The sequence below is a fragment of the Arthrobacter roseus genome, assembly GCF_016907875.1.
Lineage (GTDB): Bacteria > Actinomycetota > Actinomycetes > Actinomycetales > Micrococcaceae > Arthrobacter_J > Arthrobacter_J roseus.
In genome coordinates, this window is the sequence record NZ_JAFBCU010000001.1 from 619,004 (window position 1) to 631,206 (window position 12,203).

Sequence of the window (12,203 nt, forward strand, 5' to 3'; positions counted from 1 at the left end):
ATCAGGTGTCAGCGCTCCGCGAGCTTGCCCCTACATCCTATCCGGGAAATGCGCGGTCCGTAATTCTCTGTCCGGCTCAGGATGCGCCGCCGGCACCGAGGATTGGTTCCATGGCATCCCAGCGGGAAATCTCGCAGCCGTCGGTCAGTGAGAACGACGCCGAGACTTGCTGATCGTTGATGGTGCCAGAGACCTTGGCAGTCTGCGGGCCGCCGTACTGCTGGGTGCACATCTTGTTTGGGTCTGGTTTCAGCTGGAAGAATTCGGTTCCCAGCTCCAGGACTCGAACGCAGGCGCCTTTGCCGTTGAAGAGCGTGGTGGCGGGGTCGACGGCGTTGTCGCTGCAGGCGAGAACGTAATCCTTTGATTCGGCGTCGGCTGTGGCTTTGATGGAGACGGTGAGGTCCACGGTGCCGTCCGGAATGACTGAGCTTGAGGGGGATGGCGAGGCCGTTGCTGTGGCGGGTCCCCCTGTGGCCGGAGCTGGGATTCGACTACTGGTGACGTTGCTTGGAGATTCTGCGGGTTCCGAGGCAGGTGTTCCTCCTCCGGATGTCCCGCATGCTGCCAACGCGAATGTCATGATGCCCGCTGCAAGTACTGTCCGGACCACCGTCCGCGATATGAATTCCATGGAAACCTCCTCGTTTGCCTGATACCCAGCCTAACGAGTGGCTGAGCTCACAGTTCCGCGCGGGACAGATTCTGTAGCATCAGGCCACGAAGAGCCGCAGACTCTTCCGCAAACGCCTTCTGTGCGCTAACGTAGTGCGCTTTTCCTGCGGGTTCTTCGATGCGGATTGGCGTGTAGCCCCACTCGGAGAGGTCGTAAGGGGATGCCTGCATGTCCATTTTTCTGATGCGCCACGAAAGTTCAAAACAGTCCATGACCAGTTCGCTCGGCAGCCACGGCGTCAGTTTGTAGGCCCATTTGTACAGGTCCATGTTGGCGTGGAGGCAGCCGGGTTGTTCCATGGCGGGCTGACTTTGTCGGGTGGGCTGGAGTTCGTTCAGCCCGACGGCTTCGGGGGTGTAGAACCTGAACGCATCAAAATGGGTGCATTTGATCCGGCTTTCCTCCACCACTCTGTCTGTTCCATCGGCACCGAGCCGAAGCTTCAGGTAATCGTGCCGGATACCGTTGTCCTCAGATTTGTAGGTCATGGCCCATTCGTGGAGCCCAAAACAGCCGAACTGACCAGGACGCGCGGCTGTACGGCCGAGCAGAGTTTGAACGTAGCCTGTGGTGGAACCCCGGTCCCGCAGGAATGCCTCGCGATCCACTGTGACGGCATCGTCGTCGAGCTTGAGATCATGTTGTTCCGCCACAGTCAGTTGGCGGTAGTGCTTCCAGCTGGAGCGTTCGACGGCGGCGCTGCCGGTCAGGACGACGCCGGCGCCGGGGTGCCACCGCAGTAGTTTGCCCGGCTTTTCGTTGTAGTACGTGAAGAGAAAGTCTTCAACGGGATGTTTCTTCCCGGTGGATCGACGTTCCAGATAGGGCTCTGTGAAGGCGCGGACACGCTCGCGGTGATCGTTGGCTGCGGTGGTCCACTGTTCCTCAGTGAGGATGACCGGGGGAGGGTCGCTGACTGCCATGTGTCCATTATCGTTCACGGAAAGTTCACACCCTCGCGTTCGGGCGCTCGCCATTAAAGCTTGAGGTCCTCTATTTGGCAAGAGTCGACGTCATTTTTGGGCCTATTTTGAGCAAACATTCAGTTTCGGCAGTACTGCCTCTGGAATGTCGGTCCGGCCTACTACCGTAGTCCTAGCCAACGTGACGCACCGCACAAAGTTGTGTTTTGGGTCGTTCGCGTTGGCGGATAGTCCTGGTCGAGGCTACGGCCCGAAACGTTGAGGAAAGGTTGGTTCTTTCGTGAAAGATCCGGAAAAGATCACCAAACGGGGGAGCGGTTTGCGTAAAGCCGTTGTCCTCGCAGCGGGAATCCCGCTGCTGTTTGGTTCAGTAACGGCAGCACCCGCAGCGGTGGGTGCACCGGCGGGTAACAGTGCAGTTACTCAGCAGAAGGCGCCACACATCAATCCGAAGGACTATCCTGACGGTCGCTACATTGTGGTGTTGAAGGCAGAGCCAGTTGCTACCTACGACGGCGGTGTAGCCGGAATCGCGGCTACCAAACCTGCCAAGGGGAAGAAGCTGGACGCGGACGCGCCAAACGTACAGAAGTATCAGAAGCACCTGACAAATGAGCAGAAGAAGGTCGCGACGACCAAAGATGTCACGATCGAGAGTTCCTTCACGGCGGCAGTCAACGGGTTCAGCGCGGAGCTGTCCAGCGAGAAGGCGGTGGAGCTAGCCAAGGACCCCAAGGTTCTGATGGTTGCTCCAGATACTGAGAATGCACCCACCTACTCGAGCATCGATTACCTGGGTCTTACGGGCGGCCAGGGCACGTGGAAGAAGGAGTTCGACGGACGAAAGAACGCCGGGAAGGGCGTCGTCGTCGGCATCATCGACACCGGTTACTCACCGGACAATGCCTTCTTCACGGGCAAGAAGGTCAAGCCGCTCGAGGGCAACCAGCAGCCGAAGGTCGGGCAGCCGTACCGGGACGCGGATGGCAACATCGCCATGCTCAAAGCCGACGGCGAGACGTTCGTGGGCGAATGCCAGGTTGGCGAGGATTTTGACGGCAGCGCGTGTAACTCGAAGGTTCTCTCAGCACAGTACTTCGCGGACACCTTTATCCAGTATGTCCCTCAAGAGAACCGGGCACCCCAAGAGCGGCTCTCACCGGTAGACGTGGCTAGCCACGGAACGCATACCGCCAGCACGTCAGCCGGTAATGCCCGTGTCGAGCAGACCATTGGGGACCGCAGTTTCGGTGAGTCCTCCGGCGTCGCTCCGGAGGCCAAGCTATCCATCTACAAGACCTGCTGGGAAGACACTGACCCGAACACAGGCGGTTGCTATTCCTCGGCAACCATTGCGGCAGTTAACAAAGCCATCCTGGATGGCGTGGATGTACTGAACTACTCCATCTCTGGAAGTACAACCACCACCACTGACCCGGTCTCGTTGGCGTTCCTGTCCGCGACTTCTGCTGGCATCTTTGTTGCCGCATCGGCTGGTAACTCCGGTCCAACAGCAGGAACCGTCAACCACGGCGCACCATGGGTGACCACGGTAGCGGCGAGCACGTTCAGCCATGCTCTTCAGGGAACAGCTGAATTCGCGGACGGCACCAAGTTCCGTGGCGCAAGCATCATGGGTGCTTCGGTACCGCAGAGTCCCGTTGCACTGTCCGCGGACGTGGACGCGGAGGGTCAGGACGGCTCCCTCTGTGCGACAAACACGCTGGACCCGGAAAAGGTGGCTGGCAAGGTTATTGTCTGTGACCGCGGAGTTGTAGCGCGCACCGACAAGAGCGCTGAAGTTGATCGTGCCGGCGGCGTCGGCATGATCCTTGTCAACCTCACCGACTCCTCCATGGATACTGATCAGCATGCGGTTCCAACGGTTCATGTCAACGCTCCGCAGAGCCTGGCGCTCAAGGAGAAGGTTGCTGCGAACCCCGGGATCACGGTGAGCCTGGTTCCCCAGGACACCACTGGCGAACCACTGCCTCCCGTTCCACAGGTGGCCGGGTTCTCATCCCGTGGCCCACTGCAGGCAGTAGAATCTGATTTGCTGAAGCCGGACATTTCGGCTCCTGGCGTTGCCGTGCTCGCTGGTGTTTCGCCCATCGGTTCCGGGGGAGAGAACTTCGGTTTCATGTCCGGAACCTCAATGGCGTCACCGCATGTTGCCGGCCTTGGTGCACTCATCCTTGGATCGCAGCCCCTGTGGTCGCCCGCGGTCGTCAAGTCCGCCATGATGACTACCGCTGGCGACCTGGTCACTGCGGATGGTACGAAGGACGGCGACGTGTTCGCCACCGGTGCCGGTGAAATAAAGCCGGCCGATGTTATGGCACCCGGACTGGTTTACGACGCCGGAGTCAACGACTACCTGAAGTTCATCCAGGGCACCGGATTGGACCTTGGGATTCCGAACCTCGGTAAAACCGCTGCTCGGGACATGAATGTTCCCTCGTTCGCACTGGGGAATCTGGCTGGCAAGATCACCGTGACTCGAACCGTCACCGCACTGACCCCGGGCTTGTACCGGGCAACAGCAAACGTGCCGGGCGTGAATGTCACTGTAAAGCCCTCCGTTCTCAACTTCACCACTGCCGGTGAGAAGCGCACCTTCAAGGTGACGTTTGAGAACAACAATGCGGCACTTGGCGAGTTCGCCATGGGTTCGCTGGCTTGGCAGGGCTCGGGCAAGACAGTGACCTCACCGGTCGCCGTCCGGCCTCAGGGAATTGTCGCTCCAGACAGTGCAGCATTCTCCGGTGTAGCTGATGGTAGTGGGACAATTTCGGTGACATCCGGCACCAACAGCCCGATCGACGTCGCATTGGAAGGGCTTTCCAAGGCCGATTCAACCGACATTGCGCTTGTGCCGGGTTCAGTGGCTTTTGAGACCAACGACTCCAATTACCTCAAGGAGGTAACGGTTCCGGAGGGATCACCGCTGGCGAAGTTCTCGCTACTGTCCAGCGATGACGCCGCGGACTTCGACCTATTCATCATTAACCCGAACGGTCAGTTGCAGCAGGTTGCCACAGCGTCCGCCAGCGAATCGGTGACCGTAGAGAATCCGATTCCGGGCAAGTACACGCTCGTGGCCAACCTTTACGCAAGCCCCAATGGCGCCAAGACGGCGGCAAGCCTCGACGCGGCAATCCTGGGCGCCGATGAAGGAAATGCGGTTGTCAGTCCGGATCCCCTCACACTGTCTAACGGTCAAAAGGGTGAGCTGACGCTGACGTGGAAGGGATTGGAAGCGGGCTCCTACGTTGGTCGGGTCACCTACGAAGGTTCCGAACAGGAAACGTTCGTGACGGTTGTTGTGACTGGCACGTCGTCGGGCCTTCCGGCACTTGAGCTTCCGGAATTGAACCCGGTAGACAAGCTACCTACGGGACCGCGTGAGTCGATCACGCCGACGTCGGGTGTCTAGTTCCTCACGGGACAGCTGATTAGCTGAAAACAGGAAAGTGGCCGGTGCATATGCACCGGCCACTTTCCTGTTGGGAAGCAAGCAACCAGTTCACGATTGCCGGGTCCTTTCTTGTGCTGCGGGCTTAAACTGGGGGTACGCAGCGAAGCGGGATTGAAGGTGGTTCCAATGGAAACCCGTTCAGCACGAAGGCGTTCCGCGGTGGCGCGATTCATGGGGTTCACGGACGTGGCGCGTGCCTGTCTTGGACCAGCAGACCATGGCGATCTGGAATCGCCTGTGGTTCATCGGCACGATGCGCTTGAAGACGCCGCCGAAGAAGAAGTGTCAGACTTCGACATCGAACTGGACTCCCACCACCGCCACTACGCAGTCAGGAAATTGTCGGGGCAGTAGCCGCCCGATCCAACGTCGTGATTCCCTCCATCCATTGCGTCTGTGAACCTTTCCGTTTCGGGCCCGGTGGTTAGACTGAGGCTTCGGCTGCACTTGTGCAGGCTTGGGAAGGGTTGCGATGTATCACGTTCAACAGGTTGATTCGTTTTCCGCTTGGAGAAAGTTGATTTCGAATACTTTCGTGCCGTTGGAAGCAAAGCCTGTGCGAACAGGGCCTTTCAGCGGACGGCTCAGTGGGCGGCAACTGCACGATGTGGGCATCATGCGTTTGGAAGCCGGCCCCCAGACGGTGTCCCGCTCTCCCGAACTCATTGCTCGAGGCGGGGTGGGCCACTACAAGTTGAGCTTGCAGCTCTCGGGGCACGCTCTGCTCCTGCAGGATGGCCGGGAAGCGGTGCTGCAGCCCGGTGATGTGGCTATCTACGACACCCAACGTCCCTACACGCTGACCTTCGATGACAGCTTCGAGACCCTGGTTTTGATGTTCCCGCAGCATCTGCTCGGTCTTCCATCGGACGACGTTTCGGATCTCACCGCGGTTCGCATGGGCAAGGGCAACCGTCTCGCCGAATCCGTTGCACCATTTGTGGCGAGCATCGCTACACAGTTACCGGAACTCAGAAGCCCGATCGGGCACCGGCTGGCATTGAATATTGTCGACTTGCTCTCCACTATGCTGGCCGACGAAATCTACTCACAGCCGGACCAAAATATCGATAACCACGGACGCATGCTCTCCCGGATTCAGCACCACATCGAGGCGAACCTTGCAGACCCGACACTTGGGCCAGACGCCATAGCGAGGACCCACCACATCGCCACCCGTACCTTGCACAAGATTTTTTCGGAGTCGGCGCTGACGGTCGCGGGGTGGATCCGCGAGCGTCGCATGGAGCACTGTCGCAGGGATCTGGTCGACCCACTTTACGAACATGTTCTAGTAGGAGAGATCGGAGCTCGTTGGGGCCTGCCCGACGGCGCCCACTTCAGCCGCGTCTTCCGAACCACCTACGGGCTCTCCCCCAGCCAGTATCGGCGAAGCCCGGCCGCATTGGCGGGTTAGTGCACACCATGTCGGTGCATGCACTGGGGCGCTAACGGTCAAGAAGCGTACGGGGAAAGCCAAGCTTTCTTCATGTGGTGCAGGACACACTGGAGGTAAGCAGCCTTTAGGCCGACATCAGCGGCCAACCCTTACCTCAAGGAGTGCACATGTCCACCGACACCATCAAGACCTTCGCCACTGCCGACGATCTCCTGGCGCTCATCCAGCCGTCTTCCGGCGGACGCGTCATCAATGATCCCGCTACCGGCGAAAAGGTGGGCCGCGCGCCGGAGCACAGTGTCGGCGATCTCAACTCCGCCATTGAGGCTGCCCGTGCGGCTCAAGAGGGCTGGGCTGCGCTTGGTCATGAAGCCCGCATCGTTGCGTTGAACAACGCAGCCGACGCCGTTGAGGCTAGCGCCGAAGCTCTGGCGGTGCTCCTGTCCAGGGAGCAGGGCAAGCCGCTGAACGGACCCAATGCTCGTTTCGAAGTCGGTGCATGCGCGGCTTGGCTGCGCGCCACTGCTAGCTTCGAATTGGAGCCCGAGGTGCTGGTGGATGACGAAGGGGGCCGAGCCGAGCTGCACTACCGCCCTCTGGGAGTAGTCGGTGCCATTGGGCCGTGGAACTGGCCCATGATGATCTCCGTGTGGCAGCTGGCACCGGCCCTGCGCATGGGCAATACCGTGGTCCTCAAGCCCTCTGAATACACTCCGCTCTCCGTACTCGCCCTCGTCCATGTCATCAACACTGCCCTGCCGGAGAATGCGCTGCAGGTGGTTTCCGGCGGTCGCGACGTTGGAGAGGCAATGACCGCCCACGAGCAGATCGACAAGATCATGTTCACCGGGTCCACTAGCACTGGTAAGGCGATCATCCGTTCCAGTGCGGACACAGTCAAACGCATCACCTTGGAACTTGGCGGCAATGATGCCGGCATCGTCCTGCCTGATGCCGATCCGAAAGCCATGGCTCAGGACCTTTTCTGGGGCGCGTTCATCAATACCGGTCAGACCTGTGCCGCGCTTAAACGTCTCTACGTGCATGAAGACATCTACGACTCCGTCTGCGAGGCGTTGGTCGAGGTTGCAGGCCAGATGCCCATGGGAGTGGGGCTGGACGAAAACAACGTCCTCGGCCCGCTGCAGAACGAGGCGCAGTTCAACATTGTGTCCTCGTTGGTACAAGAAGCGAAGGATTCCGGGGCCCGAGTCTTGGTGGGCGGAAATCCGGATGCCGAGCAGCCCGGGTTCTTCTACCCAACCACTCTGGTTGCGGACATTGACAATGCGAACCCGCTGGTGACTCAGGAGCAGTTCGGACCTGCCCTGCCGATCATCAAATACTCGACCATCGATGAGGCCATCGAGATGGCAAACGGGCTGGACGTGGGCCTCGGCGCCTCGGTCTGGTCTAGCGACAAGGCCCAAGCGCGCGAGGTTGCCGCCCGCATTGAGGCCGGCACGGTGTGGATCAACAAGCATGGCGCCGTGGACCCCCGGGTCCCCTTCGGCGGCACTAAGCAGTCCGGGTATGGCCTCGAATTCGGCGTCGAGGGCCTGAAGCACCTGGGCCAGCCACAGGTCATCAGCTACTAGGACGGTAGGAAAACAGACATGGAACTTGATTACCTTGTGATTGGCGCTGGCTCAGCTGGCAACGTCATTGCCCGCCGACTGCTGGACGCGGGCAAGCGCGTTGCTGTCCTCGAAGCTGGCGACCAAGACACCAATCCCCACATCGCCAAGCTCTACACCCTGGGCCTGATCTGGCACAGCGAACAGGACTGGGACTACTACACCACTGAGCAGGCCGGGTGCGCCGGGCGACGCATCCATTTGCCGCGTGGCAAGGTCATGGGCGGCTCTCACGCGCTCAACGCCACCATTTGGGTGCGCGGGGACCGGTGGGATTACGAAACCTGGGAAAAGGAAGGCTGCGCCGGTTGGGGGTGGGGCGACGTCCTGCCCGTCTACAAGGCCATCGAGAACTTTGACGGCGGATCCTCGGAAACGCGTGGCGATGCAGGATTGCTGGATGTCGTCCAGGACTTTGCGCGCAATCCGATCCAGGAAGACATGCTGGCCGGCGCGGTAGAAGCCGGGATTCCACTGAATGAGGACTACAATTCCGGTGACGTGGCGGGCGTTTCCCGCATGCAACTCAATGTCCGCGACGGCGACCGCTTCAACACCTGGCAGGCCTACCTAAAGCCGGTGGTAGACCACCCAAACCTGACCTTGCTCACCGGCGCCCACGTGCGTCGTCTGCTCATTCAGGAGGGCCACGTGGCGGGAGTCGAGTTTGACCATGAAGGACGGAGACAGACGCTGCACGCGGGGGAGACCATCCTGGCGGCCGGGGCCATCAACTCGCCTGAACTCCTGCTGCGTTCAGGCATCGGCCCGGTCGAGGAACTGCGTGCGGCCGGCATTGAGCCAGTGCATGACCTACCCGGTGTAGGCAAGAACCTCCAGGACCACCTGCTCTCTCCTGTTATCTTCTCCACCAAGGCCAAGCCGGTCCCGATGGGCGATGTTGCCCCGGCAGAGGTGCACTTCTTTGCCAAGAGCCGCCCAGAACTTCCCGTGGTGGACACCCAACCGATCTTCTTCTCGGTTCCCATGTATTCGCAGGACTATGGCTCAGGCGAGATGACCGGACCGGACAACGCTTTCTCCATGCTTGGCGGTTTGGTCAGACCAAAGAGCCGCGGGGAAATCACGCTCAGCGGCCCGAACGAGGAAGATCCACTTCGGATTGATCTGGGCGCGCTCTCGGAACAAGCTGATGTTGATGCTCTGGTGGCTTCAGTCCGCCAGTGCCGCGAGATCGGCCGTACCCATGCTCTGGCCGGCTGGGAACCCGAGGAACTATATCCAGGTCCCGACATTTCCGACGACGAACTGGAACAGTACGTGCGCGAATCTGTGGTGACCTATCACCATCAGGTTGGTACCTGCAAAATGGGCGTTGACGCAATGGCTGTCGTTGACCCGAGCACGTTCAAGGTCCACGGCCTGTCGGGTGTGCGCATTGCGGATGCGTCGATCATGCCATTGGTGACCACTGGAAATACCAATGCCCCCTCGGTGATGATTGGAGAACGAGCCGCCGCGGTGCTCGTTGGTACCTCGGTTTAGGCAAAGAGCGCCGGGTCTGTCGTTGCACCCGCACTCTACCTGCCGGTGCCGCCGTAGACAGTTGCTTTCGATCCCGCATCGAGGTCAAAAGCGTGGTGGACCGCGCGTACTGCGGCGTCGAGCTTATCTTCGGCGGTGACCACAGAAATGCGAATCTCTGATGTCGAGATGAGGTCAATATTGACCCCTGTATCGCTGAGGGCTTTGAAGAAGCGCGCTGAGACACCCGGATTTGAGCGCATGCCTGCCCCGATGAGGGACAGCTTGCCAATGTGCTCGTTGTATTCAATGGACTCAAAGCCGACGGCGGACTGAGCCGCTTTCAACGCGGCCAGTGCCTCCTTGCCGTCCACTATGGGCAGGGTGAAGGAGATGTCTGTCCGGCCGGAGCCGTGCGTGGAGATGTTCTGGACGATCATGTCGATATTGGCGTGAGCGCCAGCCATGATGTTGAAGATCTCTGCGGCCTTGCCGGGAATGTCGGGGACACCAATCACGGTGACCTTCGCCTCGGATCGGTCGTGGGCTACACCGGAAATGATGGGCTGTTCCAAGGGTTCTCCCTCTTGAATGGTGATGGACGTATCCGGATCGGGTATGACCCAGGTGCCTTCGTTGTGACTGAATGACGAGCGGACATGCAACGGCACCCCAAACCGGCGTGCGTACTCCACACACCGCAGATGCAGGATCTTGGCCCCAGATGCGGCGAGTTCCAACATTTCCTCACTCGAGATCAGGTCGATCTTTCTGGCCGCTGGGACCACCCGGGGATCTGCGGTGTAGACGCCGTCGACGTCGGTGTAGATCTCACACACATCGGCGCCCAACGCCGCTGCGAGAGCAACCGCCGTCGTGTCCGAGCCACCTCGCCCAAGCGTGGTGATGTCCTTGCTGTCCCGGCTCATGCCCTGGAAGCCGGCAACAATGGCAACGTCGCCCTTCTCGATGGCCGTGCGGATACGGTGCGGTGAGACATCAATAATTCGTGCTCGACCATGAATGGAATCCGTGAACATACCGGCTTGGCTGCCCGTGAACGATTGCGCGGAAGCACCCCGACGATGAATGGCCATCGCCAGCAACGCCATCGAGATTCGCTCACCGGCGCTGAGGAGCATATCCATCTCGCGGGCACTGGACACCAGACCATCGGCTTCTGGTGATAATTCTTCCGGATACAGGGTGACCTGCTCGGCCAGATCCAGCAACTCATCCGTGCTGTCGCCCATGGCAGAGACCACGACAACCACCTGATTGCCCGCGGCCTGAGTGTCCACAATGCGGGTCGCGACGCGTTTGATGCCCTCAGCATCGGACACGGACGAACCACCGAACTTCTGGACAATCAAACTCATGCGTGTACACCCACCGTTATTTTCGCGGACACCGCCTACCGAAGGGCACGGAGCGGCCTGAAGCCAGCTTAGATCCACGAAACGCGCGAGGTGCAACTGTGTCAGCGCATGACGGCTCATTCAACCGGAGTTTTGTGCGCGGTGTTGGCTATTGACCGTAGTTGCTATCCGTTCTAGGATCCCAAGATGCCTGTATCAGCGAACGCAGACCTCGACGGGGCTGGATATTGGGTTAGCCTGGCTGCTCTAGGCCAGGAGCCTCATCTCTCAGAGGCCGAAAAGAACTCTGGACCCAGTGCGCTGGGTACCGAGCGGGTTGTGGCAATGGGCGCTCTCTGCGAGTTCTCGAGGGACCCCCAAGAGGAGGGAGCTCTCAGTTTCTTTGTCACCGAGTTCGTTCGACTGGACGTTGGCAAAGTCATCAACGTGGATCACCGAGGGTTTTCTCTTGGCCCTCATCTCGGAGGTCGCACTACGAAACCTCGTGCCGAACACGAGAGTGTGGATTCCATGGTTCAGTTGGTTCTCAATACTGCATTGCCCGACGACGACGAGGTAACCGAGGACCCCCCTTGGGAATGGCTTGCGCACTGTGCACGAGATCAATGTGGAGTCTGGGTCAGCTAAGCGTTCGGCGTCCCTCGAAAGCCCTCCCGAGCGTGATCTCGTCCGCGTACTCAAGGTCCCCGCCAACGGGAAGCCCTGACGCCAACCGGGTGACCTTGATGCCGATTGTCTGCAGCATGCGAACCAAATAGGTGGCAGTTGCTTCGCCCTCAAGATTTGGGTCCGTTGCGATGATGATTTCCTGAATTCTGTCATCGGATAGTCGGCTGAGAAGTTCCCTGATGCGCAGTTGGTCAGGCCCAATACCGGCAATGGGATTGATGGCCCCGCCGAGCACGTGGTAGCGGCCACGGAAGGAACGCGTGCGCTCCACGGCCATGACGTCCTTTGATTCCTCAACAACGCAGACAATGGAAGGGTCACGCCGCTCATCCCTGCAGATGTTGCAGGTTTCCTGTTCGGTGATATTGCCACAGATGCTGCAGAATTTAACGCGTTCCTTGACGGTGGTGATGGCCTCTGAGAGGCGGACCATGTCTTCGCCCTCGGCTTCAAGAATGTAAAACGCAATGCGCTGCGCGGATTTGGGCCCGACGCCGGGCAGCCTGCCCAACTCGTCGATCAGTTCCTGAACCGCACCCTCGTACACGCGCCCTCGT

10 protein-coding genes are annotated in these 12,203 nt (G+C 59.8%); 6 read left to right on the forward strand and 4 right to left on the reverse strand.

What is annotated here, in order from left to right:
- Positions 1 to 76 precede the first annotated feature (76 nt).
- Positions 77 to 634 (reverse strand): hypothetical protein, encoded by a 558-nt coding sequence (locus JOE65_RS03240; RefSeq protein WP_205161885.1) that lies wholly within the window; start codon positions 632 to 634, stop codon positions 77 to 79.
- Positions 635 to 681: 47 nt separating this feature from the next.
- Positions 682 to 1,599, reverse strand: coding sequence for a 3-methyladenine DNA glycosylase (locus JOE65_RS03245; RefSeq protein WP_239536602.1), 918 nt, complete (start codon positions 1,597 to 1,599; stop codon positions 682 to 684).
- 280 nt (positions 1,600 to 1,879) lie between these two features.
- Between JOE65_RS03245 and JOE65_RS03250 the strand changes: the two genes are divergently transcribed.
- The 5 genes from JOE65_RS03250 (at position 1,880) to JOE65_RS03270 (ending at position 9,619) form a co-directional block, all read left to right on the forward strand.
- Entirely contained in the window at positions 1,880 to 5,035 is a 3,156-nt protein-coding gene (locus tag JOE65_RS03250) for a S8 family serine peptidase (protein WP_338021538.1), read from the forward strand.
- A 168-nt stretch (positions 5,036 to 5,203) separates the two neighbouring features.
- Positions 5,204 to 5,431, forward strand: a complete 228-nt coding sequence (locus JOE65_RS03255; protein ID WP_239536603.1) for a hypothetical protein — start codon at positions 5,204 to 5,206, stop codon at positions 5,429 to 5,431.
- 118 nt (positions 5,432 to 5,549) lie between these two features.
- The gene (locus JOE65_RS03260; RefSeq protein ID WP_205161886.1) at positions 5,550 to 6,494 is read left to right on the forward strand and encodes an AraC-like ligand-binding domain-containing protein; all 945 of its coding nucleotides are present in this window, start codon (positions 5,550 to 5,552) and stop codon (positions 6,492 to 6,494) included.
- A 149-nt stretch (positions 6,495 to 6,643) separates the two neighbouring features.
- Positions 6,644 to 8,074: an aldehyde dehydrogenase family protein gene (locus JOE65_RS03265; RefSeq protein ID WP_205161887.1), complete on the forward strand. Its 1,431-nt coding sequence runs from the start codon at positions 6,644 to 6,646 to the stop codon at positions 8,072 to 8,074.
- Between the two features lie 18 nt (positions 8,075 to 8,092).
- The gene (locus JOE65_RS03270; RefSeq protein WP_205161888.1) at positions 8,093 to 9,619 is read left to right on the forward strand and encodes a GMC family oxidoreductase; all 1,527 of its coding nucleotides are present in this window, start codon (positions 8,093 to 8,095) and stop codon (positions 9,617 to 9,619) included.
- Positions 9,620 to 9,654: 35 nt separating this feature from the next.
- Here JOE65_RS03270 and JOE65_RS03275 read toward each other — a convergent pair whose 3' ends face one another.
- Positions 9,655 to 10,977 carry an aspartate kinase gene (locus JOE65_RS03275; RefSeq protein WP_205161889.1) on the reverse strand — a complete coding sequence of 441 codons (1,323 nt, stop codon included), beginning with the start codon at positions 10,975 to 10,977 and terminating at the stop codon, positions 9,655 to 9,657.
- Between the two features lie 186 nt (positions 10,978 to 11,163).
- On the opposite strand from JOE65_RS03275, the gene JOE65_RS03280 reads away from it, so the two are divergent.
- Positions 11,164 to 11,604, forward strand: coding sequence for a hypothetical protein (locus JOE65_RS03280; RefSeq protein WP_205161890.1), 441 nt, complete (start codon positions 11,164 to 11,166; stop codon positions 11,602 to 11,604).
- On the opposite strand, the gene recR is transcribed toward JOE65_RS03280, so the two are convergent.
- Positions 11,597 to 12,193 (reverse strand): recombination mediator RecR, encoded by a 597-nt coding sequence (recR, locus tag JOE65_RS03285; protein WP_205161891.1) that lies wholly within the window; start codon positions 12,191 to 12,193, stop codon positions 11,597 to 11,599. The two genes, JOE65_RS03280 and recR, sit on opposite strands and share 8 nt — an antisense overlap.
- Positions 12,194 to 12,203 lie beyond the last annotated feature (10 nt).